This is a genomic window from Streptomyces sp. NPDC028722 (assembly GCF_040637655.1).
Lineage (GTDB): Bacteria > Actinomycetota > Actinomycetes > Streptomycetales > Streptomycetaceae > Streptomyces.
Map to the genome: position 1 here is coordinate 45,012 of NZ_JBEZWU010000018.1, position 21,891 is coordinate 66,902.

Here is a 21,891-nt window from a genome sequence, read left to right on the forward strand (position 1 = left end):
CCGCGACGGTGCGGCGGGTGCCGGCCGGACGTCCGTCCAGCCCGTTGACCTCCGGCGACACTCAAGAAAGTCACCTGACCGGGCAGCAGTTGAGTGGCGGCCGGCCGGCGGTGCACCCTGCCCGTCGCGCGACTGCGGCGGATGCGTTGCTTGTCACTCCGGGCGCTTGAAGCGGTGGGCGGCCCAGAGGAGGGCCATCGCGCCACCGGCGAGGAGGAGGGCGGCTTCTAGGGGGAGGGGCGGTTGCCAGCCGGCCCATTCGACGCCCCCGACGGCTGCCCGGTCCGGCGCCCGCGACGAGATGCAGCCGCGGAGCAGGTCGACTCCGTAGGCGATCGGATTGGCATCGGCCAGTACGCGCGCCCAGTCGGGCATGGTCCGCAGCGGGAAGAAGGCACCGGAGACGAACAGCAGCGGCATCATCACCAGGCCGAGCAGCACGTGGAACGTCTCGGCCCGGCGGAGGCTCACCGCCAGGGCCAGGGCCAGGGCGGTGATGGTGAAGGAGGCCAGGATCATGCTGACGAGGAGCAGCACCAGGAGTTGCGGGTCGTAGGGCAGACCGGCGGCCCCGGCCAGGCCGAGCAGTACGGCGCCCTGGGCCGTGGCGGCCAGTGTGCCGCCGACGCAGCTGCCCAGGAGCAGGGTGGTGCGGCTGACCGGAGCCATCAGGAGTTCACGCAGATAACCCCTCTCCCGGTCGTTGATCAGACGGACGCCGACGGTGATGGCCGGCATCTGTACCGTCATCATCAGCATCCCGGGGAACAGGTACGTCCGGTAGCCGACGCCCAGTGAGGCGCTGGGGATGAGAGCGGCCAGTCCGCCTCCCAGGATGAGGAGGTAGAGCACGGGCTGGAGCAGCATCAGCGCGGTGTGGGTGCGTTGGCCGGCCAGGCGGAGCAGATCGCGGTGGACCAACGCGTGGACCGCGCGCAGCTCGTGCCGTAGACGGGCCGGCCGTTCGCTGCCGGAGGGGCCCGAGGGGCCTGGGGTCTGGAGTGTGAGTGTGGTCATGGGCCGCCGTCAGCTTCTGCCGTGGTTGCGCGCGGGATGGGGGTGGTGGCCGGAGTCCGGGCGGGCTGCGTGGCCCGAAGGCTGCGGCCGGTGTGGTGGAAGAAGACATCGTCGAGCGTGGGCGCGGTCGCGGAGGCGGCGTGCACGGCGACGCCGTGTCCTTCCAGAGCCGCGCACAGGCGGGGGATCCAGGTGCTGCCGTCGGGCGCCCGCAGGCAGACCCCGTCGGCGTCCACGGTGATGACGCCGTTCGACGGCGCCATCCGGCGCACGACCCGTCGTGCCGTCGCGTCGTCGCTGGTGCGCAGCACCACCCGGTCGTCCCCGATGGCGGCCTTGAGCGTGGCGGGCGCGCCCTGTGCCACCAGACGGCCGCGGTCGATGATGGCGATCCGGTCGCAGTTCTCCGCCTCCTCCAGATAGTGGGTGGTGACGAAGAGGGTGCTGCCGTGCCGGTCGCGCAGTGCGCGCAGGTGCTCCCAGACCTGGGCGCGGGCGTAGGGGTCGAGTCCGGTGGTCGGCTCGTCCAGGAACAGCACCCGGGGTGCGTGCAGGAGCCCGCGGGCGATGTCCAGGCGCCGTCGCATGCCGCCGGACAGGGTGCGTACCGGGGAGCTCCGCCGGGCGGTGAGGCCGACCATCTCCAGCACTTCCGTGGCGCGCCGGCGGGCGTGGCGGCGACGCAGCCCGTACAGGCGCGCGTGGATGTAGAGGTTCTGGTCGGCTGTCAGGTCGGGGTCCATGGCGCTGTGCTGGAAGAGCATGCCGACCTGTTGACGTACCTGGTGGGGCTGAGTGAGCACATCGGCCCCGGCCACCGTGGCGTGACCGGCGGTGGGCCGGGCCAGGGCGCAGAGCAACGCGATGGTGGTGGACTTCCCGGCGCCGTTGGGGCCGAGGAAGGCGAAGGTCTCGCCTTGCGGTACGTCCAGGTCCAGGTCGCGTACGGCGTGGGTGAGGGTGCCCTCCGGTCCCGGGTAGCTCTTCGTCAGACCACGAGTGCTGATGGCGTACGCGGGCCCGGGAGTGTGCTGGGTGGCGTGCGGGCTGGTGAGGGGAGCTGTCATGAGGGCTGCCCGGGTGTGATCGTCTCCAGCGGCGTACGGCTGCTTGCGGTCCGGACCCCGTCCACCGCCAGGCAGGGAACAGGGGGGCCGGCGGAATGGCGGCGCTGACGGCCGATGGTGCCGGCGCGCTGGACGGGCGGGACCGCTCCGTCGGCGGTCGGAGCGGTACGGATGTACGGGCGCGGGGCCAAGGGGCTCATGTCGTCTCGTCGGCCTCACTGGTCGTGGGAGCGGCTGGGTCGCGGTCGCGGAGGCGGCGGGCCGCTGCCGCGTGAGGCTCTCCGGCGCTTCTCACGCGGTCATGGAAAGCAGCGGAGGCCGTTGGCCGGTGGGACGGCTGCGTCCGAGGTCCGGCCGTCACTCCGGCCGGCGGCTGTCCGGGGCTGCCCGGGTCAGCTGCCGGCCGAGTGGTGCCATCGAACTAGCAGGTGACGCCGATGCAGATGGTGTTGAGGGCGGTCAGCAGGCCGACGCAGACACACGTCCCGCCGGCGAACGGCGTTCCGTCGACGCTGACGGGGTCGGTCTCGGGAAGGGCGTGCAGCCGGGCCAGCAGTTCGAGGTCCTGGTTCTCCATGGGTTTCTCCTTCTTCTGTGGGGGCGGCGGCAGATCTTCCTGCCGCTCAGACCGGCAGCTGGACCATCCAGTGCCGGGGGTCGGCGTGGCGGATCCGGAGGAGGAAGGCCAGGATTCCGGCGCTCCCGTCGCTCCAACTGGTCGAGACGTCCCCGTACTCGTTGGGGAAGACCACGTGGCCGTGGCGGTGGGCCCGTTCGGCGACGATGAGGCGGGCCACCTCCCCGGCCATGGCGTGGTAGGCGGGATCACCGGTGGCGTCGGCCATGTCGAGGAGGAAGTCGCCGTTGCCCGCCAGCCCGTGGCACTGGGTGAGCGCGGCGCAGGAGGCACGTTCCATGACGGCGTGCGTGGCTCGGCGGGCGAGATCGCCGAACGTCTCCTCGCCGGTGACCTGCCACAGCCGGACGAGGAAGGTACCGATGCCCGCGGCGCCGTGGCACCAGTAGGGGGAGGTGGGCGCGTCCGTGGCCTGGGCGGGCCAGTGGGCCGCGGGACCGGTGAGCACAGCACTGGCCACCAGGTGCTCGCCGGCCTCCACGGCCAGTTCCAGGTGCTCGCGGCGTTCGGAGACGGCCGCGGCGGCGAGGAGGAAGAAGCCGATGCCGGCCGTTCCGTGGGCGAAGCCCAGGTAGCGTTTGCCGGCTTCCTGGGAAACGGCTTCGGCGGGAACCGCCCAGCTGACTCCGGACTGCTTGCGCTCCGCGGCGGTGACCAGCCGGTCCGCGGCGGCGACGGCCAGTTCGGCGAAGCGTGCGTCGCCGGTGCGGTGGTACAGGTGGAGGGCGGCGAGTCCGCTGCCCGCGGCGCCGTGGGTGATGTCGTGGCTGGGCGTGGACTGTTGCGGTGCCAGGGCCAGGGCCAGCGCCTGATCGGTGAGTTCGCGGTCATCGACGGCGCGTCCGGCGTCGTACAGGGCCCAGGCGGTTCCGCGGCCGCCGAAGTGCAGGCCGGGGCGGGTGGCGCCGCTCTCGGCGCGACGTGCGATCCAGTGGCCCGCGGTGGAGATCAGCTCCGGCAGGCGCGGGTCTCCGGTGAGTTCCCAGTACCGTGTGAGCACCGCCAGGACGCCGGCCGCGCCCTGCTGCACGGTGCAGGGGTCGGTCTCCCCGGCCGTGGTGGACACGGGCCACAGCCGCCGGTCGCCGGCCGGGGTCATCGAGTCGATGAGGTGGTCGACGAGCCCGGCCACCGGATCCCGGAGGTTACCGTCCCGTGCCGGGCCGGCGGCGGCGCACACCGGCCGTGCCGGAAGCGCCTTCCGGAGAGCCTCGCGGGCCCTGCTCGGCTTCCAGCGCTCGGCCGGATCGTCCCTCATCAGGCCGAGGAGGATGTCCGCCAGACCGTCCGGGAGGCACAGCGGCCCGGTGACAGCGGCCAGCCATGCGGCGAGCCGCTGTTCCGCGGGCCGGCCGGCAGGCTCCTCGGGCAGCAGGTTCGGCACCTTCCCGGCCAGGACGAAGCACGCGGTGGCGCCCAGGCTGTAGTAGTCGGCCGTCGGGGAGACGGGCGCGTCGACGAGGCGTTCGGGCGCGCTGAATCCCGGGGTTCCCAGGCGCGTCGGCCGGGGGGAGTCGTCCTCCAGGACCGCGAGTTCCAGGTCGATTAGGCGCAGTTCGCCGTCCGGGCGGACCATGACGTTGCCGGGTGTGAGGTCCCGCAGGACGTAGCCGCGGGCGTGGGCCGCGGCGACCAGGTCCATCAGGCGTGCGACCAGGGCCAGCGCGTCGGCGCGGTAGCGCTCGCCCCCGAAGTCACGGGAGTGCTCGGCGACCCAGGTGCGCAGGGCCGCCCCCGGCACCTCCTCCTGGGCCAGGAACAGGTGCCCGCCGTGTTCGAACAGGCCCAGCGGCTCCGGAGCCAGCCCCAGGCCCTTGAGCTTGTCCAGAGTCCGGGCCTCGGCGCGCAGCCAGTCACGGACGTCGCGGCCGGCCGCGTCCGCTTCCACGTGCGGCCGGGTCTCCTTGATCACCACGGGAGCGCCCGTGCGGACGTCGGTGCCCCGGTAGACGCCGCCCTTGTTCGTGTGCCGGATCGCCTCCCGCACCGCGAAACGGCCGCCGAGCACCACCGGGCCGCTCGCCGCCTCCGCCGGGCGCGGCGGGACAGGCACCGCGGCGGGGAACGGGCAGACCGCCCAGTCAGGCGGAGAGTACTGGCCCGTCCGCTTGTCCTCCACGGGGTTGCCGTCGGGATCCTCGATGAACCACACCAGCAGGCCGTTGTCCGCCAGCCGCTGCCGGCCGACGAAGGAGCCGTAGCGGTAATGCACCAGGCTGTGTGCGGCATAGGGGTGGTCGGACAGGATCCGGGGGCCGGCCAGCCCCGCTGTGGCCCGGTGCAACTCCTGGGCGAGCCGGGCCGCGTCGGCGTCGGAGCGCGGGTAGACGGTGATGAACTTGCCCGAGTTGCCCCGGGGGGTCGCGCGGGTGTTGAGCGCGCTGACCTGGTCGAGCGAGCGGGCGAACTTGAACGCCGACTCCTCCGGAAGCAGTACGTCCAAAGCCTTCGCGAGGACCGTCGGCGCGGAGGCGGCCGTCGCCGACAGATGCAGCTTCCAGCCCTGCTCGCGCCGTGTCCCGGACCGGGGCGTGACGAGGCACCACATCCCGTCCGTGCCGGTGGTCCAGCGCGCGTCCGTGGCTGTGGCGCGCAGCGCTCGGTCGAGAAGGCCTTGCAGGTCGACTTCGGTGGTCTGGCTCGTCATGCGTGTCCCTCCGAACGGCGAGAACCGTTGGTGGAGACGTGCCCCGATGACATAAACACACCAACACACAATTGACCGGATTCATCCCATCCGGTTAGCGCGTGGTGGTGTCCCTCCCACCCGGGGAGCGCGCCTGGCGCAGGCAGAGGTGAGCGGGCGTATGTGCCGGATGACAGGTCGCCGTCCCGGCGGCCGGCCGCCACGTGCGGAGGCGCCCGGCGGAGTCCGTCGTGTCCCCGGCCCACCGGCTCGGGCGCTCCTCGCGGACGATCACCCTCGGTTACTATGCTCCCTTCAGGTCCGAGGCCGGAAGCAAGGGGCGAACGGCCGCTGACGGACTGCCGGGGGAGACGCGGACGTCCGCACTCCGCCCGAGGTCGCTCTGGTATGGCAAGGCTGAAGAGACGGATGGCCCGGGGAAATGCTGAAAGAGGTCACCGCGACCCGCTACATCACGCCCCTGCGGGAGGGCGGTTCGCTGCCGGGGCTCGTCGAGGCCGACGACCTCGGGACGTACGTCATGAAGTTCACCGGTGCCGGGCAGGGCCGCAAGACGCTGGTCGCCGAGGTGGTGTGCGGTGAACTCGCCCGGCGCCTCGGATTCCGGATGCCCCGCCTGGTCACCGTCGGGCTGGACCCGGTCCTCGGGCTCGGCGAACCCGACCAGCAGGTACAGGACCTGCTGCGCAACAGCGGCGGCACCAACCTCGGCATGGACTTCCTCTCCGGCGCCCTCGGTTACGACCCGCTCGCCTTCCCGGTGAGCCCCGAGGAGGCAGGCCGGATCGTCTGGTTCGACGCGCTGATCAACAACGTCGACCGCTCCTGGCGCAACCCCAACCTGCTCGTGCACCGGGGCGAGCTGTGGCTCATCGATCACGGCGCCACGATGATCTGGCACCACAACTGGCCCTCCGCCGAGGCTTCCGCGGCCCGCCCCTACGACGCCGGCGACCATGCCCTCGCCCGGTTCGCCCCGGACGTGAGCGCCGCCGCGGCCGAGCTGGCGCCCCGGGTCACCGAGGACCTGCTCGCCGAGGTCACCGCCGAGATCCCGGACGCCTGGCTCGCCGGTGAGCCGGGCTTCGACACCCCGGACGACCTGCGCCGGGCCTACGTCCGGCCGCTGCTGGCGCGGGCGGCCGTCATCGCTGGGCGCATCACCGGCATCGGCACCGAGGAGGGCAAGTGAGCGAGCGCCACATCCACATGGCCGGCCATGTCACCGAGCGGCACATCACCCGCGCGGGCCAGGGCGGCGACCGGGACGTGTTCGAGTACGCGCTGCTGCGGGTCGTCCCCCGGGTGGAGCGCGGGGAGTGCGTGAACGCGGGTGTGGTCGTCTACTGCCGCGCCCGGGCGTACGTCGGCGCCCGGACCCACCTGGACGAGGCGCGGCTGCTCGCGCTGGACCCGCGGGCCGACGTCGCCGGGGTCCGGGCGGCGCTCGGTGCCGTGGAGAAGGTGTGCGCGGGCGGGGCGGAGGCCGGGCAGGCGGGCCGCGACGACGCCGGACGCCGGTTCCGCTGGCTGATCGCGCCCCGTTCCACGGTCGTCCAGCCCGGCCCCGTGCACACCGGGCTGACCGCCGACCCGGCCGCCGAGACGGAGCGGTTGCTGGACCTTCTGGTGAGGTAATGGATCACACCGGCCGGGTGTGCCGTTGACACCGGGTGCCAGGGCTTCTAGCGTCACCTGTGCTGAAGGTACTAAGCGGTCGCTCACCGCTTGAGGGGCTCTCCCCCCGGGAGTCCCGGCAGTTCTCTCAAGGGCGAGGAGAAGCAGCAATGTCCACCACTGAACAGCGGGTCGCGGTAGTCACCGGCGCGGCGCGCGGCATCGGCGCCGCCACCGCCGTACGACTGGCCGCCGAGGGCCACGCGGTCGCCGTGATCGACCTCGACGAGGCCGCCTGCAAGGACACCGTCGAGAAGATCACCGCGGCCGGCGGCAAGGCCGTCGCGGTCGGCGCGGACGTCTCCGACGAGGCGCAGGTCGAGGCGGCCGTCGCCCGGATCGTGGCGGAGCTGGGCGCTCCGACGATCCTGGTCAACAACGCGGGCGTGCTCCGCGACAACCTGCTGTTCAAGATGAGCGTCTCCGACTGGGACACCGTCCTGAACGTCCACCTGCGCGGCTCCTTCCTGATGACGAAGGCCGTCCAGAAGCACATGGTCGACGCGGGCTTCGGCCGGATCGTCAACCTGTCCTCCTCCTCGGCGCTCGGCAACCGCGGCCAGGCCAACTACTCCGCCGCCAAGGCCGGTCTCCAGGGCTTCACCAAGACCCTCGCCATCGAGCTGGGCAAGTTCGGCATCACCGCCAACGCCGTCGCGCCCGGCTTCATCGCCACCGAGATGACCAAGGCCACGGCCGACCGCGTCGGCATGGGCTTCGAGGACTTCAAGAAGGCCGCCGCCACCCAGATCCCGGTGCAGCGCGTCGGCGAGCCCCAGGACATCGCCAACGCCATCGCCTTCTTCACCGGCGAGGCGGCCGGCTTCGTCTCGGGCCAGGTGCTGTACGTCGCCGGCGGACCGCTCGACTAGGGATTCAGAGGTAACACGGACATGACTGAACTCCCGGAGCTGTCCGGCAAGGTCGCCCTCGTCACGGGCGCGAGCCGCGGCATCGGCTACGGCATCGCCGAGGCGCTGGTCGCCCGCGGTGACCGCGTGTGCATCACCGGCCGCAACGAGGACGCCCTGAAGGAGGCCGTCGGCACGCTCGGCGCCGAGCGGGTCATCGGCGTCGCCGGCAAGGCCCACGACCTCGACCACCAGAGCGAGGCCGTCCAGCGGACCATGGAGGCCTTCGGCCGCGTCGACTTCCTGGTCAACAACGCGGGCACCAACCCGGTCTTCGGCCCCATCGCGGACCTCGACCTGGAGGTCGCCCGCAAGGTCTTCGAGACCAACGTGGTCTCCGCGCTGGGCTTCGCCCAGAAGACCTGGCACGCCTGGCAGAAGGACAACGGCGGCGCGATCGTCAACATCGCCTCGATCGCCGGCCTGTCCGCCTCGCCGTTCATCGGCGCCTACGGCATCAGCAAGGCCGCCATGATCAACCTGACCCAGCAGCTGGCGCACGAGTTCGCGCCCGGGGTGCGGGTCAACGCGATCGCGCCCGGCGTGGTCAAGACCAAGTTCGCACAGGCCCTGTACGAGGGCCGGGAGGAGGAGGCCGCGGCCCCCTACCCGCTCGGCCGGCTCGGCGTGCCCTCCGACATCGGCGGCGCCGCCGCGTTCCTCACCTCCGGGCAGTCCGACTGGATCACAGGTCAGACGCTCGTCGTGGACGGCGGCATCTTCCTCAACGCCGGCGTGCACTGAGCATCCCTTCCGGGCGCCGATTTTCGGACGGATCGGCGCCCGGAACACCGTCGGGAATCCGCAGAGCGGACTGACAACGTCGTCATCGCCCAGTCGGTCGAGAAGGCCTGTTTCCGGGGAGGTTCAGGGGGCCGGACGCTGCGGTATGGTCTGCCGACCCTTGGTACGGCGGATCGAGGAGCGTGCGCGTGTTCAACCGGAACCGATTCCTGCGAAGAGTCGCGGCGATCGCGTCCATATCCCTGGTGGCCGGCTGTGGCCTGCTGTCCGACGGCGACCCCGACAGCCAGGGGCCGATCGTCGTGGGCACCACCAGCGCCCCCAGTACGCTGGACCCGGCCGGTGCCTGGGACGGCTCCTGGGAGCTGTACCGGAACATCTTCCAGACGCTCCTCGCCTACCCGAACGGGGCCACCACCCCCCAGCCGGACGCCGCCCAGAGCTGCGCCTTCACCGACTCCACCAGCCGTGTCTACCGCTGCAAGCTGCGCGCCGGCATGAAGTTCTCCGACGGCGACCCGCTGACCGCCCAGGCCGTGCGGCACTCCATCGACCGCATCCGCACCATCAACGCCTCCGGTGGCCCGGCCGGGCTGCTCGGCAGCCTGGACCGCGTCGAGACCTCCGGCGACCGCGAGATCGTCTTCCACCTGAACAAGTCCGACGCGACCTTCCCGTTCGTCCTGGCCACCCCCGCCATGTCGATCGTCGACCCCGACGACTACCCGGCGACGTCCCTGCGCAAGGACACATCGGTCCACGGCTCGGGCCCGTACAAGCTCCAGTCGTACACGGAGGACGAGAAGGCCGTCCTGGTGCGCAACGGCAACTACCGGGGCTTCGCCGAGCCGCAGAACGACGCGGTGACCATCCGCTACTTCCAGGACTCCGCCGCCATGGTCAAGGCGCTGCGGAACAAGCAGATCGACGTCACCTACCGCGGCCTCGCCGCCGACGACATCCTCGCCCTCCAGCAGCACGACACCGGGGACCTGCAACTGGTCGACGGCGCCGGCACCGACATCAGCTACCTGGTGTTCAACCCCAAGGACCCCTGGGCCAAGCAGCCCGCCGTGCGCCGGGCCATCGCCCAGCTCGTGGACCGTGGCGCGATCGCGCACAAGGTCTACAAGGACACCGTCGACCCGCTGTACTCGATGGTCCCCAAGGGCCTGACCGGACACGCCACCGGCTTCTTCGACGACTACGGCGACCCGAGCGTCCCCAAGGCCCGCAAGATCCTCTCCGACGCGGGCATCACCCGGCGCGTCCCGCTCACCTTCTGGTACACCACCGACCGCTACGGCTCCGAGACCGGCCGGATGTTCCAGGAGCTGAAGCGGCAGCTGGAGGACTCCGGCCTGTTCACCATCACCCTGCGAAGCCGCCCCTGGAAGAGCTATGTGGTCGGCTACCAGAAGGGCGAGTACCCGGTGTTCGGGCGCGGCTGGTTCCCCGACTTCCCGGACGCGGACAACTTCATCGCCCCGTTCGTCGGCGAGCACAACGCGCTCGGCACGCCCTACCCCGCCAAGGAGATCACCGGCCGGCTGCTGCCCCACGCACGCGCGGAGAGCGACCGCGCCCGTACCGTGAAGGACGTGGAGCAGGCCCAGCAGATCATGGTGAACGACGCCCGGCTGGTGCCGCTGTGGCAGGGACGGCAGTTCGTCGCGGCCAGTGACGACATCTCCGGCGGCGAGCAGGCCCTCGACCCGTCGACGATCATGATGATGTGGACGCTGCACCGCAAGACCAGCTGGTGATCCGCCCTCGGAACACCGGTTGTCAGTGGTCGCCTGTAGGTTCGGACGCCTGGAAGTGACCGCACACCGTGAGGACGTTGACGTGACCGACACCGCCATGCTGCCCGAGTCCTGGCGCGGGGTTCTGGGTGACGAGCTACAGCAGCCCTACTTCAAGGAGCTGACCGAGTTCGTCGAGGAGGAGCGGGCGAAGGGGCCGGTGTATCCGCCGCGCGAAGAGGTCTTCGCCGCGCTGGAGGCGACGCCGTACGAGCGGGTCAAGGTCCTCGTCCTGGGCCAGGACCCGTACCACGGCGAGGGCCAGGGCCACGGCCTGTGCTTCTCGGTCCGCCCGGGCGTGCGGACCCCGCCGTCCCTGCGGAACATCTACAAGGAGATGCGGGACGAGCTGGGGCTGCCCGTCCCGGACAACGGCTATCTGATGCCGTGGGCCGAACAGGGCGTGCTGCTGCTCAACGCGGTCCTCACGGTCCGGGCCGGCGAGGCCAACTCGCACAAGGGCAAGGGCTGGGAGAGGTTCACCGACGCCGTCATCCGCGCGGTGGCCTCCCGCCCCGACCCGGCGGTCTTCGTCCTGTGGGGGAACTACGCCCAGAAGAAACTCCCGCTGATCGACGAGACCCGGCACGCCGTGGTCAAGGGCGCGCACCCCTCGCCGCTGTCCGCGAAGAAGTTCTTCGGCTCCCGCCCGTTCACCCAGATCAACGAGGCCATCGCCCGCCAGGGCCACGAGCCGGTCGACTGGCGGATCCCGGACCTCGGCTGACGGCCCGCGCGGCCCGGCCCGGGCCGCGCCCGTCCGCCGCCGGCCCGTTACCGGCCGTCCGGGGCGGCCTGCCGGGGATTGCCGGCGGCGCCGGTTAGCGTCGGGGCAGACGGCTGACCGGACGAACAGCCGACGACGGCCTGGAGGACGCGGTGGCGGAGCGACGGGAACAGGCGGCGCCCGATGCCGTGCTGACGCGGATCGGGCAGGTCGTGATGCTGCACCACGGCGGCGACCGCGAGGAGGCCCGCAGCCGTCTCCTGGACCTGTGGGCGGAGATCGGCGAGGACGGTGCCCCCCTGCACCGCTGCACCCTGGCCCACTACCTGGCGGACACCCAGGACGATCCGGGGGACGAACTCGCCTGGGACCTGCGCGCGTTGTCGGCGGCCGAGGAACTGTCGGACGGCCGGGCGGCCGACGGCCCGGACAGCGTCCGGGGCTTCCTGCCCTCCCTGCACCTCAACCTGGCCGCCGACTACGTCAAGCTGGGCCGCACCGACGCGGCGCGCAGCCACCTGCGCCGCGCCCGCCGCGCCGCGAGCCACCTGACGGACGACGGCTACGGCACAGGCGTGCGGTCCGCGATCAGCCGGCTCGAACTGCGGCTCGGCCAGGACGGCACCCCGGGCGACGACGGCTGGTCGCCCCCGCGGCAACGTCCCAGCTAGCGCAGGCCGACCCGGTAGCGCCCGGACACCGGACACCGGGCGCCTCAGTGCCCGTACGCCCGTCAGCAGACCAGGTGCGGGCCGTCCGGGTACCAGCCGCCGTACCGCTCGCCCAGGGCGCACATCTCCCGGCCCGTCGGGAGCCGGGAGGACGGCAGCTCGGCGGGCAAGCGCCAGGGCCGGTCCGGGTGCGGGGGACGAGGGGGAGGCGGCGGCCGGTGGGGGGCCGGGGGCGCCGTCCGGAGCGGCGCCCGGGGCCCGGAGCCTCCCGGGGGCCGGGACGGTCGGGCCGGCTCCAGTGCCTCCCGGGCCGGTGCCCGCACCACCCGGGGCCCCGCGCTGCCGTCCGGCCGGGGCGCCGCCGGCTGCGAGGAGACGGTGCTCGGTGGTGGGCCGGGCGCCGTCGGATGCCGCACCGTCACACAGCCGGTGAGGGCGGAGACGGCAACGGTGACCAGAAGCGTTGCGGTCGTCGTCGTTCGATGCACCCGGGCCACTCTGCTGGGTCGGCGCCAGGCCCGGCACCGGGAAACCGGGGTCCGTACCCTCGCACGGGTGGTCTCTTGCCCCGTACGGCGGCGCTCCGGGTACCGGAGATGACGCTCAGGTGGCGGCTTCCTGCCCCGCGCCCGGCACGTCCGCGGGTCGCGCCACGTCCGCGGGTCGCGCCACGTCGCCGGGCGCGGCCGGAGAGCCGTGGAGCCGGGACATCCCCGCCGGCAACTCCCGCAGTCCCGCGTGGATCTCCTGCGGACCCGGCACCCGCGCGCTGACGGAACCGGCCGCGCAGGAGAACCTCGCCCACCCGCCGAAAACGGCCCCGCCGTGATCGCCGCCGCCCGGCTGCCGCGTACGACCGCGATCGCCGTCGGGCCGTCAGGGCCGCCCGCATCGACATGGCCGGCAACCGTGCCGTCGTCGCCGTACGCGACACCGTGATCGCGGTCCTGCCGCAGGCCGGGCCCCGCTTGTCCTGCGCGGCTTCGACGGCATCGCCGGCCGGCGGCCGCCGTATGCTGCCGGGGACGCGCACATCGGCGAGCGGCAGGGGAGAACACGTGAAGGTCGGCTGCATCGGACTCGGGGACATCGCGCAGAAGGCGTACCTGCCGGTGCTGGGCACGCAGCCGGGGATCGACCTGCACCTACAGACCCGCACGCCCGCCACCCTGCACCGGGTCGCCGACACCCTGCACCTGCCGGCGGAGCGGCGGCACACCACCCTGGACGCGCTGCTCGCCGCCGGACCCGACGCGGCCTTCGTGCACGCCCCGACCGCCGTCCACCCCGAGATCGTCACGCGGTTGCTCGAGGCGGGTGTACCGACCTATGTGGACAAGCCGCTCGCCTACCGCCTCGAAGACTCCGAACGGCTCGTGGACCTCGCCGACCGGCGCGGTGTCCCGCTGGCCGTCGGCTTCAACCGCCGGTACGCCCCCGGGTACACGCAGTGCCTGGACCACCCCCGCGAGCTGATCCTCATGCAGAAGAACCGGATCGGGCTGCCCGAGGAAGCGCGCTCGATGATCCTGGACGACTTCATCCACGTCCTGGACACCCTGCGCTTCCTGGCGCCCGGCCCGGTCGACGACGTGACCGTCCGGGCCCGCGTCGAGGGCGGCCTGCTCCACCACCTCGTCGTGCAGCTCGGCGGCGACGGCTTCACCGCGCTCGGCGTGATGAACCGGCTCAGCGGCTCCAGCGAGGAGATCCTGGAGGTCTCCGGGCAGGACAGCAAGCGCCAGGTGCTCAACCTCGCCGAGGTGATCGACCACAAGGGGCAGCCGACCGTGCGCCGGCGCGGCGACTGGGTGCCGGTGGCCCGGCAGCGCGGCATCGAGCAGGCGGCCCTCGCCTTCCTGGACGCCGTCCGGGCCGGGAAGACGCTCAGCGCCCGGGACGCGCTGGCGACTCACGAACTGTGCGAACGGGTCGTACGAGCGGTGCAGGACCGCTGCGGCGCAGCCTGAGGGCCCGCGCCCACTCGGTCGCGCACAGCACGGCAAGCACCAGCAGCGCGGCGGGCACCGGCCAGTCACCGTAACGGGCGTACGGCGTGACACCGTGCGCGAGCGGCACGTCGTACACGCGGGCGGTGTCCGCGCCGGTACCGAGCCACGGCCCGAGGCGCTCCCCCTCCGGGCCGTACACCGCCGACACACCCGTGAGGGTGGCGTGCACCATCGGGCGGCCGGTCTCCGCGGCGCGCAGCGCGGCCAGCGAGGCATGCTGCTCCGGCGCCCAGCTGTGCTGGAAGGAGGAGGTCGACGACTGGCCGAGGAGGAGGTCCGCGCCGTCCTCGGCGAGATGCCGGCTCATGTCCGGGAAGGCCGTCTCGAAGCACACCAGCGGGCCGACCCGCAGCCCGTGCCCCACGTTCATCACCGTCTGTCCGCTGCCGCGCCGCCGGTCCTCGCCGGCCGCCCGGCCCACCGAGGTGACCCAGCCGAGCAGGGAACGGGCCGGTATGTACTCGCCGAACGGGACCAGCCGCATCTTGTCGTACCGGTCGCCGGTCAGGCCGTCCGGGCCGACCAGGACCGAACTCTTGTAGATGCCGGGCCGGTCGGAGCGGCGTGCGTCCACGTTCACCAGCACGTCGGCGCCGGTCCGCCGGGCCAGGGCCGCGAGCCGCCGGGCGAGGTCCGGCCGGTCGTCCAGGTCGAAACCGACGCTGGACTCGCCCCATACGACCAGGTCGACGTCCTGCCCGGCGAGCCGCCGGGTCAGCCGCTCCTCCCGGTCGAACCGCTTCTCGCCACTGTCCTGCCCGGCCACGACGCCCGGCTGGACGACGGCGACCCGCACCCGTCCGTCGACCTCCGGGCGCGGCGCCCACGCCCAGACGGCCGAGGCCGCGGCGGCCGTCGCGACCAGCGAGGCCACCGCCGGCACGCGTGCGGCACGAACGGAGACCAGCACGGCCGCCGCCACGTTGACGGCCACGACCAGGAAGCTGAGCAGCCACACCCCGCCGACCGAGGCCAGCCGCAGCGCCGGGCCGACCTGCCACTGGCTGGCGCCCAGCATGCCCCACGGCCCGCCCAGGCCCTGCCAGGAGCGGACCAGTTCCACCGCAAGCCAGGCGGACGGCAGCACCAGCAGCGCGGCGGCGCCCCGGCCCGGCGACGGCACCCCGCCGAGCAACCGTCGCACCAGCCAGCCCCAGGGCGCCCAGAGCGCGCCGAGCAGGGTGGCTATCAGGAAGATGAACACGTGCAGGCTCGGCAGCAGCCAGTGGTGCACGGCCACCAGGAAGCCGAAGCCGCCGCACCAGCCGTCGTACGCCGCCCGCCGCCCGGTCGGCGCCGAGCGGGCCAGGAGCAGCCACGGCACCAGGGCGACGTACGCGAACCACCACAGCGACGGCGCGGGGAACGCGAGTACGGGCAGGGCGCCCGCGAGAGCCGCGGCGCCGGAGCGCGGCCAGGGGGAGGTCAGGCAGCGGTCGATCGTCCTCATAGGGACCCTCCCTACCCAGGGAATGCCTCAGTGTGCGTGCGGGAGCCCGATCCCTGACAGGGCGGGTCCGAAACCGGTGCCCCCACGGCCCGGTCCCGCCAGCGGCCGCGGGCCGTACGCGGCCGGGTGTCCGGCCGTCCGAGCCGTCAGGAGGCCGGCGCTTCCCCGGTCGGCGGCCGGCGCCACTTCTCGTGCACGACGGCATCGCGCAGCCGCCAGCCGTCCGGGGTGCGCAGCAGGGCGAAGTCGTACCGGCCCCCGGACACCAGGTCCGGCGCGGCGGGGACACCGGCGTCCGTCCACCGCGTCGGGGTGAGGTAGTCGGCCCGTACCCGGGCGGTGTCGCCGGTGTCGTGGTCCAGGAGGCCGAACCGTACCCGCCGGTTGAGGATCAGATGCTGGCGGACGGCGGACAGCGCCGTGTTACCGGCGAGCCAGCCGGCGACCTGCCCCGCGTCACCCTCGATGCCGCCGGCCGAACGGTAGTCGGCCCGCCCGTCCGCCGTGAACAGCCCCTCGTACGCCGTCCAGTCACCGTCGCCCACCGCCACGGCGTACTCGGTGACCAGGTCGTCCACGGCCAGCCGGTCCATCACGATCGCGAGTTCCGCACGCTGCGTCATCGGCACAGTGTTGGGCACGGGGGACGCGGCGCCAAGAGGGGCCCCGATATTCGGTGGTGCCCGGTGCGGCCGGCACTCGAACCTTGTCGCTGTGAACGAACAATCCATCGACACCGAGCCGAAGTTCCGGGTCCGGGCCCGGCACACCGACTCCACGATCGTCGTCTACCAGGCCTACCGCCCCGAGATCGGCCGCCCAGCCGCCCGCACCGGACGCTTCCCGGCCACCTGGAAACGGGACCGGATGACCTGGATCAAACCGTCGTTCCTGTGGATGATGTACCGCTCCGGGTGGGGAGCGAAGCCCGGGCAGGAGACCGTTCTGGCTGTCGAGATCAGTCGTGCGGGCTTCGAGTGGGCGCTGCGCCACGCGTGTCTGTCGAGCTACGTACCCGGAGTGCACCCCGACCGCGCCGCCTGGCGGCGTGAGCTGAAGCGGGCGCCCGCCCGTGTCCAGTGGGACCCCGAGCGGGACCTGCACCACAACCCGCTGCCGTACCGGTCCTTGCAACTCGGTCTCGCCGGTGAGGCGGCGCGTCGCTACGCGGACGAGTGGACGGTCTCCATCCGCGACGTGACCGCGCTCGCCCACGAGATCCACGCCCTCGTCAGTGCCGATGACCTGGACTCCGCCGCCCGACTGCTGCCCCCGGAACGCCCCTATCCCGTCGCAGACGAACTTCACGCCCGGCTGTGCGAATGACGGCCGGCTGGTTCACCCGGCAGCCGGCCGCGGGCCCCTGGGACACATCGCGGCACAGGTGCGCCGGCACCGGGCGTCCTGCCCGATCGGCGTCGCGAAGGCCGAGGGCCGACGCCGCCGATGGGCCTCGGAACGTACACGCGCGGAGAAGACCGCCGGCCGGCGCACTCCGCGAGCCTCCGACACGGCCGCCGGGCAAGGACCCCGCCGGCCGAGTTCGGCGGCCCCGTCCCGCCCGGGGTTGATCGCCGCCGTCGCCGACCGCCACAAGAACCCGTCGGGTTCCACTCCCGCCCGGCGGGGAAACGGCCCTCGTTGACGGCGGGCGGACGACGTGCCGAGGGCCGTGTGATCGGGCCCGCGGCCGCCGCCGTTCGGATCACTCGAGGCGGCCCTTCGGGTGATCGCCGGACGCCTTGTGGGCCAGGCAGCCGTCGCAGGGGTACGACGTCCCAGCAGAGGACGAACCCGGAGACACCGTGAGGAGCTTGGGCGTGTACGCAGCAGTCCGGCGGTACACAGGAGTGACCGATTCGGCCGAGGCCGCACGTATCGTGAACGAGGGGTTCGTGCCGCTCATGCGCCAGGTCTCCGGCTTCGTGGCCTACTACTGGATCGATACCGGGGACGGAGCGATGGTCTCGACCAGCGTCTTCCAGGACCAGGCCGGTGCCGACGAGTCGATCTCGAGGGCTGCGGACTTCGTGCGGGACAACCTCGCGTCACTGCTCCCCAACCCTCCCCAGGTCATGGCCGGCGAGGTCGTGGCTTCCGCCTGACGGCTCCGGACCAGACACACGCGACGGTCTCCGAGGCCGTACCGGCCCGCGATGCCGCACCCGGACCGGGCGGCCTCCGAGCGGGAGCCGGCCCGCGGCCCCGCCGACCGCTGAGATCCGTGGCCTGGCGCGGGCGGGCGAGGAGGAGCGGGCGAGCCGGCTGCGGCCCGGGGAGCGGCCGTTCCCGGTGGCGGACGAGGTGCCGACGCGGCTGTGGGCGCAGGCCGCCGATCAGGCCGCCTCCACGACCCGCCCGCGGACCGCGGCCGCCCACTCGACGACCAGCGCTTCGTACTCCGCGCGCTCCTGGGCCGACAGGGTGCCGCCCGCGCGCAGCCACAGCGCCCGGATCTGGTCGTTGACCTCGGCGGCGGGCCGCACGGAACCAGGGGGCAGGGAATCGGGGGACATGCGGGCCAGCCTAGGGGCAGAAGCTGACCGTGCGCCACCGAATGGCTACACAGCAGGTATGGGCTCGGTCACCGCCGAGGCCTGCGGCGTACACCAGTTCCCCTCCGTCCACCCAGCCCAGGAGGCATATGCCGTTCCGGGCCGGCGAGCGGAAGAGCGCGGGAGATGGCCGAAACGGCAGTGCGGAGCGGGGCGCCGCTCCGGGGCGGGTGCCGGCCGGGTGCGCCGCCGGGGGAGCCGGGCGGCGACGCGCGACAGCGCTACGGGGACCGCCGGGGCGGGATCAGCTCGCGGACTCGGCCGCGTGCGGGCTCAGCACGCCCGCCGAGACCAGCGCGATGATGACGATGCCGAGGGCGACGCGGTACCAGACGAACGGCATGAAGCTCTTGTTGGAGATCCATTTCATGAACCACGCGATCACCGCGTATCCGGACGCGAACGCGATCAACGTGGCGAACAGGGTCGGCCCCCAGGCCACCTGACCCTCGCCGAGGGAGTCCTTCACCTCGAACGCGCCGGAGGCGAGGACGGCCGGGACGGCGAGCAGGAAGGAGTAGCGGGCAGCCGCCTCGCGCCGGTAGCCCATGAACAGGCCGCCGCTGATGGTCGCGCCGGAACGGGACACGCCGGGGATCAGGGCGCAGGCCTGGCAGAGGCCGAAGACGAGACCGTCCTTGACGCCCAGGTCGTCCAGTGTCTTGCGCTGCTTGGGCGCGCGGTGCCGGCCACCGGTCTCGTCCCGGGCCGCCAGCCGGTCGGCGACGCCGATGACCACGCCGACGACGACGAGCATGGTGGCGGTGATCCGCAGATCGCGGAACGGCCCCTCGATCTGGTCCTTCAGGGTCACGCCCAGCAGGCCGATGGGTATGGAGCCCACGATCACCAGCCAGCCCATCTGCGCGTCGTGGTCGCGGCGCACGGCCCGGTCGGACAGCGACCGGAACCAGGCCGCGATGATCCGGCCGATGTCCTTGCGGAAGTAGATCAGCACCGCCGCCTCCGTGCCGATCTGCGTGATCGCCGTGAAGGCCGCCCCGGGATCCTCCCAGCCAGAGAACGCCGCGGTCAGCCGCAGGTGCGCGCTGGAGGAGACGGGCAGGAACTCGGTCAGTCCCTGGACGAGTCCGAGGACGAGGGATTCAAACCAAGACATGGAGGTACGGCGTCCAAGCGCTGGGGAGAAAAGGTGATCATGTGACGACCGAAGCGTAGCGGGCCCGGGTGAGAGCGCGGGAACAGGGGCCTGACGCGCTCTCAGGCGGCTGTCGGCCCGGTCACGGTCCAGCCGGGGGCCTCTGCGGAGCCCGGCGGGCCGGTTCCGCCGGGGACGGCTCCAGCACGCAGACCGCGGCCAGGGGAGCGGTGACGGCGGACCGGGTGGCGTGGGACGCCGCCCGGGCCGCCGCGACGGCCTCCGCGCTCGCACAGCTCAGCCGCAGGTCCTCGCGGTGCCACATGGCCCGCCGGTGGTCGCCCAGCGCGGCCACCAGCTCGCCCGGCGCCGACCGCAGCGCATCGGCCCTGCGGTCGGCAGGGGCGGCCCGGTCGCGCCTGAACTGCATCAGCCCGGTGAGCGCGCCACCGAGCAGCGTGCCGGCCACGGCGATGAGGCTGGACCACATCGAGACATTTTCCTCGGCTGACTGCCGCAAGCGGCTGAGCCGCCTCCTCGGCCGGCCGGTCCGCCGGGACGGTTCACCGGCCGCGCAGCTGGTGGCGTTTGCGCCAGGCCACCACCGAGCCGGCCAGCGCCGGTACGGCGATGCAGCCCATCGCGATCAGGAAGGCGGGGGACGTCGGCGTCGAGGCGCGGGCGCCGGCGACCGCGTAGGCGGCCGTGTTCGGGATCGAGCCCAGGGCCGTCGCCAGCAGGAAAGGCAGCCAGCGCATCCGGGAGACGGCCGCGCAGTAGTTCGCCGCCCAGAACGGCACCCCCGGGAACAGCCGGGCGATCAGCATGGACCGGAACCCGTGCCGGCTCAGCTGCCCGTCGGCCGCCTTCAGCCAGCGGCCCCGCAGCAGCGGGCGCAGCGCGTCCTGCCCGAGCATCCGGCCCAGCCCGAACGCCACCCCGGCGCCCAGCACGGTGCCGGCGAGTGCCGTCGTCAGCCCGAGCTGCGAGCCGAACAACGCGCCCGCGGCCAGGTTCAGCAGGGGACGCGGGACGAACGCCACGGTGCACAGCCCGTACGCCGCCGAGAAGACGACGGCCGCCGCGACCCCGCCGAGCTGCGGTGGCCAGCCGTGTGTCAGCAGCCGCTGCGGCTCGAACAGCAGCACGGCCACCACGCCGCCCGCGAGGAGGGCGAACAGCAGCGAGAGCCGGGCATGCGGGGACCGCAGCACACGGGCGCAGCGGGCGGTGACTCTCAAGTGCGGCAGCGGTGCGGCGGGCGTGGCCACGGGGACACCCGCGGTGACGGCCGTGGCCGTGGGGGCGGTCAGGGGGACGGTGAGCTCCGTGCCGGCGGCCCGGGGAGAGGCCGTGGCGGTGCCAGAGCGGTTGGCATCGAGCATCTTGTGACACTAACCGACGGACGTGTGTGATCGCCGTATGGTCGGAACTCGCCCACGGTGGAAAAGGGTTCGACGTCGGACAAACCGTCGGTGATGATGGACGGCATGTCCCGGTTCGCCTTCCTCCCCGCAGCATCCGCCGTCGCGGATGCCCCGAAGGCTGCCGTCGCGCTCCTCGTGGCCGCTGCCGGCGGCACCCGAAGCTGACCTTCTCCGGACAGTCCGGCGGACCCCGCAGGGGGAGGGTCGGCGGGTCCCAGGGGTCCCCGCGTTCTTCTTCCCGGCTGAGAGGCTTCGAGGTACAGCCATGTCCGCAAGGGCCTACCTGCGCACCAAACCGCACCTGAACATCGGCACCATGGGTCACGTCGACCACGGCAAGACCACCCTGACCGCCGCCATCACCAAGGTCCTCGCCGCACGCGGCACCGGCACCTTCGTGCCGTTCGACCGCATCGACCGCGCCCCCGAGGAGGCCGCCCGCGGCATCACCATCAACCTCACGCACGTCGAGTACGAGACCGACACCCGGCACTACGCCCACGTCGACATGCCGGGTCACGCCGACTACGTCAAGAACATGATCACCGGCGCGGCGCAGCTCGACGGGGCGATCCTCGTCGTCTCCGCGCTCGACGGGATCATGCCGCAGACCGCCGAACACGTGCTGCTCGCCCGGCAGGTGGGCGTCGACCACATCGTCGTCGCGCTCAACAAGGCCGACGCGGGGGACGCGGAGCTGACCGACCTCGTCGAGCTGGAGGTCCGCGACCTGCTCACCGCCCAGGGTTACCCGGGCGACGCCGTCCCCGTCGTACGCGTCTCCGGACTGCGCGCGCTGGAGGGCGACCCGCGCTGGACGGCGTCCGTCGAGGCGCTGCTCGACGCGGTGGACACCTATGTGCCGACGCCGGAGCGGTATCTGGACGCGCCGTTCCTGCTGCCGGTGGAGAACGTGCTGACCATCACCGGGCGGGGGACCGTCGTGACCGGTGCCGTCGAGCGGGGCGTGGTGCGGGTCGGCGACCGGGTCGACGTGCTCGGCGCGGACGTCCGGACGGTCGTGACCGGGCTGGAGACCTTCGGCAGGCCGATGGCACAGGCGCAGGCCGGGGACAGCGTCGCGTTGCTGCTGCGGGGCGTTCCCCGGGACGCCGTCCGGCGGGGACACGTGGTGACGGCGCCGGGAAGCGTGGTGCCGGCCCGGCGGTTCTCTGCCCGGGTGTACGTGCTGCCGGGGCGCGACGGGGGCCGTACGACCCCGGTCACCACCGGCTACCGGCCGCAGTTCTACATCCGTACGGCGGACGTGGTGGGGCATGTCGACCTGGGCGGGGCGGGTGCCGCCCGGCCCGGGGAGACGGTGGAGATGAGCGTGGAGCTGGGCCGGGAGGTGCCGTTGGAGCCGGGGCTCGGGTTCGCGGTCCGCGAGGGCGGGCGGACCGTGGGCGCGGGCACCGTCACCGCCGTGGGATGAGACGGCCGGG

21 protein-coding genes are annotated in these 21,891 nt (G+C 72.9%); 11 read left to right on the top strand and 10 right to left on the bottom strand.

The genetic code is table 11. The annotated features are described in order from the left end of the window. Positions 1-153 precede the first annotated feature (153 nt). The 4 genes from AB0F03_RS25115 to lanL all read right to left on the bottom strand — a co-directional run bounded on the left by AB0F03_RS25115 (position 154) and on the right by lanL (position 5,368). Complete coding sequence (locus AB0F03_RS25115) at positions 154-1,017, bottom strand: ABC transporter permease (protein ID WP_361995761.1); 864 nt, start codon at positions 1,015-1,017, stop codon at positions 154-156. Continuing rightward, positions 1,014-2,084 carry an ATP-binding cassette domain-containing protein gene (locus AB0F03_RS25120; RefSeq protein WP_361995763.1) on the bottom strand — a complete coding sequence of 357 codons (1,071 nt, stop codon included), beginning with the start codon at positions 2,082-2,084 and terminating at the stop codon, positions 1,014-1,016. Before AB0F03_RS25120 ends, AB0F03_RS25115 begins: the two co-directional genes overlap by 4 nt. A 421-nt stretch (positions 2,085-2,505) precedes the next feature. Then, positions 2,506-2,661, bottom strand: a complete 156-nt coding sequence (locus tag AB0F03_RS25125; protein WP_361995765.1) for a VenA family class IV lanthipeptide — start codon at positions 2,659-2,661, stop codon at positions 2,506-2,508. A gap of 46 nt (positions 2,662-2,707) precedes the next feature. Then, entirely contained in the window at positions 2,708-5,368 is a 2,661-nt protein-coding gene (gene lanL / locus AB0F03_RS25130) for a class IV lanthionine synthetase LanL (protein WP_361995767.1), read from the bottom strand. A gap of 421 nt (positions 5,369-5,789) precedes the next feature. Between lanL and AB0F03_RS25135 the strand changes: the two genes are divergently transcribed. The 8 genes from AB0F03_RS25135 to AB0F03_RS25170 all read left to right on the top strand — a co-directional run bounded on the left by AB0F03_RS25135 (position 5,790) and on the right by AB0F03_RS25170 (position 13,873). After that, a complete protein-coding gene (locus tag AB0F03_RS25135) occupies positions 5,790-6,560 on the top strand; it encodes a HipA family kinase (RefSeq protein WP_361995769.1) in 771 nt (256 codons plus the stop codon). After that, complete coding sequence (locus tag AB0F03_RS25140) at positions 6,557-7,006, top strand: DUF3037 domain-containing protein (RefSeq protein WP_361995771.1); 450 nt, start codon at positions 6,557-6,559, stop codon at positions 7,004-7,006. The genes AB0F03_RS25135 and AB0F03_RS25140 overlap by 4 nt, the downstream gene beginning before the upstream one ends. A 149-nt stretch (positions 7,007-7,155) precedes the next feature. Then, positions 7,156-7,917, top strand: coding sequence for a 3-oxoacyl-ACP reductase FabG (fabG, locus tag AB0F03_RS25145; protein ID WP_361995773.1), 762 nt, complete (start codon positions 7,156-7,158; stop codon positions 7,915-7,917). A 21-nt stretch (positions 7,918-7,938) separates the two neighbouring features. Continuing rightward, a complete protein-coding gene (locus tag AB0F03_RS25150) occupies positions 7,939-8,700 on the top strand; it encodes an SDR family oxidoreductase (protein ID WP_356947047.1) in 762 nt (253 codons plus the stop codon). Between the two features lie 188 nt (positions 8,701-8,888). After that, positions 8,889-10,466, top strand: coding sequence for an ABC transporter substrate-binding protein (locus tag AB0F03_RS25155; RefSeq protein WP_361995775.1), 1,578 nt, complete (start codon positions 8,889-8,891; stop codon positions 10,464-10,466). A gap of 82 nt (positions 10,467-10,548) precedes the next feature. Beyond that, positions 10,549-11,232: a uracil-DNA glycosylase gene (gene ung, locus AB0F03_RS25160; protein WP_361995777.1), complete on the top strand. Its 684-nt coding sequence runs from the start codon at positions 10,549-10,551 to the stop codon at positions 11,230-11,232. Positions 11,233-11,384: 152 nt separating this feature from the next. Continuing rightward, entirely contained in the window at positions 11,385-11,903 is a 519-nt protein-coding gene (locus tag AB0F03_RS25165; protein WP_361995778.1) for a hypothetical protein, read from the top strand. A gap of 1,058 nt (positions 11,904-12,961) precedes the next feature. After that, a complete protein-coding gene (locus AB0F03_RS25170; protein ID WP_361995993.1) occupies positions 12,962-13,873 on the top strand; it encodes a Gfo/Idh/MocA family oxidoreductase in 912 nt (303 codons plus the stop codon). Here AB0F03_RS25170 and lnt read toward each other — a convergent pair. Further along, entirely contained in the window at positions 13,791-15,365 is a 1,575-nt protein-coding gene (lnt, locus tag AB0F03_RS25175) for an apolipoprotein N-acyltransferase (RefSeq protein WP_361995780.1), read from the bottom strand. The genes AB0F03_RS25170 and lnt overlap by 83 nt on opposite strands. A 146-nt stretch (positions 15,366-15,511) precedes the next feature. Next, positions 15,512-15,988: a nuclear transport factor 2 family protein gene (locus AB0F03_RS25180; RefSeq protein ID WP_361995782.1), complete on the bottom strand. Its 477-nt coding sequence runs from the start codon at positions 15,986-15,988 to the stop codon at positions 15,512-15,514. A gap of 91 nt (positions 15,989-16,079) precedes the next feature. On the opposite strand from AB0F03_RS25180, the gene AB0F03_RS25185 reads away from it, so the two are divergent. Further along, positions 16,080-16,691: a DUF4291 domain-containing protein gene (locus tag AB0F03_RS25185; RefSeq protein WP_361995784.1), complete on the top strand. Its 612-nt coding sequence runs from the start codon at positions 16,080-16,082 to the stop codon at positions 16,689-16,691. Between the two features lie 494 nt (positions 16,692-17,185). Next, the gene (locus AB0F03_RS25190; protein WP_361995786.1) at positions 17,186-17,470 is read left to right on the top strand and encodes a hypothetical protein; all 285 of its coding nucleotides are present in this window, start codon (positions 17,186-17,188) and stop codon (positions 17,468-17,470) included. Positions 17,471-17,701: 231 nt separating this feature from the next. On the opposite strand, the gene AB0F03_RS25195 is transcribed toward AB0F03_RS25190, so the two are convergent. From AB0F03_RS25195 to AB0F03_RS25210, 4 genes are all read right to left on the bottom strand, one after another. After that, a complete protein-coding gene (locus AB0F03_RS25195; protein ID WP_361995788.1) occupies positions 17,702-17,881 on the bottom strand; it encodes a hypothetical protein in 180 nt (59 codons plus the stop codon). A 283-nt stretch (positions 17,882-18,164) separates the two neighbouring features. Then, entirely contained in the window at positions 18,165-19,040 is an 876-nt protein-coding gene (locus AB0F03_RS25200) for an undecaprenyl-diphosphate phosphatase (protein WP_361995790.1), read from the bottom strand. A gap of 121 nt (positions 19,041-19,161) precedes the next feature. Continuing rightward, complete coding sequence (locus AB0F03_RS25205; RefSeq protein ID WP_361995792.1) at positions 19,162-19,509, bottom strand: protein kilB; 348 nt, start codon at positions 19,507-19,509, stop codon at positions 19,162-19,164. Positions 19,510-19,582: 73 nt separating this feature from the next. After that, positions 19,583-20,404, bottom strand: a complete 822-nt coding sequence (locus AB0F03_RS25210) for a TVP38/TMEM64 family protein (protein WP_361995794.1) — start codon at positions 20,402-20,404, stop codon at positions 19,583-19,585. A 307-nt stretch (positions 20,405-20,711) separates the two neighbouring features. Here AB0F03_RS25210 and tuf point away from each other — a divergent pair, with 307 nt between their 5' ends. Next, positions 20,712-21,881, top strand: coding sequence for an elongation factor Tu (tuf, locus tag AB0F03_RS25215; RefSeq protein WP_361995795.1), 1,170 nt, complete (start codon positions 20,712-20,714; stop codon positions 21,879-21,881). Positions 21,882-21,891 lie beyond the last annotated feature (10 nt).

What these genes read in the sequence shown, in the direction of transcription:
- AB0F03_RS25115 (WP_361995761.1), bottom strand. Translation starts at nt 1,017, where the DNA reads ATGACCACACTCACACTCCAGACCCCAGGCCCCTCGGGCCCCTCCGGC.
- AB0F03_RS25120 (WP_361995763.1), bottom strand. Translation starts at nt 2,084, where the DNA reads ATGACAGCTCCCCTCACCAGCCCGCACGCCACCCAGCACACTCCCGGG.
- AB0F03_RS25125 (WP_361995765.1), bottom strand. Translation starts at nt 2,661, where the DNA reads ATGGAGAACCAGGACCTCGAACTGCTGGCCCGGCTGCACGCCCTTCCC.
- lanL (WP_361995767.1), bottom strand. Translation starts at nt 5,368, where the DNA reads ATGACGAGCCAGACCACCGAAGTCGACCTGCAAGGCCTTCTCGACCGA.
- AB0F03_RS25135 (WP_361995769.1), top strand. Translation starts at nt 5,790, where the DNA reads ATGCTGAAAGAGGTCACCGCGACCCGCTACATCACGCCCCTGCGGGAG.
- fabG (WP_361995773.1), top strand. Translation starts at nt 7,156, where the DNA reads ATGTCCACCACTGAACAGCGGGTCGCGGTAGTCACCGGCGCGGCGCGC.
- AB0F03_RS25150 (WP_356947047.1), top strand. Translation starts at nt 7,939, where the DNA reads ATGACTGAACTCCCGGAGCTGTCCGGCAAGGTCGCCCTCGTCACGGGC.
- lnt (WP_361995780.1), bottom strand. Translation starts at nt 15,365, where the DNA reads ATGAGGACGATCGACCGCTGCCTGACCTCCCCCTGGCCGCGCTCCGGC.
- AB0F03_RS25180 (WP_361995782.1), bottom strand. Translation starts at nt 15,988, where the DNA reads ATGACGCAGCGTGCGGAACTCGCGATCGTGATGGACCGGCTGGCCGTG.
- AB0F03_RS25195 (WP_361995788.1), bottom strand. Translation starts at nt 17,881, where the DNA reads ATGTCCCCCGATTCCCTGCCCCCTGGTTCCGTGCGGCCCGCCGCCGAG.
- AB0F03_RS25200 (WP_361995790.1), bottom strand. Translation starts at nt 19,040, where the DNA reads ATGTCTTGGTTTGAATCCCTCGTCCTCGGACTCGTCCAGGGACTGACC.
- AB0F03_RS25205 (WP_361995792.1), bottom strand. Translation starts at nt 19,509, where the DNA reads ATGTGGTCCAGCCTCATCGCCGTGGCCGGCACGCTGCTCGGTGGCGCG.
- AB0F03_RS25210 (WP_361995794.1), bottom strand. Translation starts at nt 20,404, where the DNA reads ATGCTCGATGCCAACCGCTCTGGCACCGCCACGGCCTCTCCCCGGGCC.
- tuf (WP_361995795.1), top strand. Translation starts at nt 20,712, where the DNA reads ATGTCCGCAAGGGCCTACCTGCGCACCAAACCGCACCTGAACATCGGC.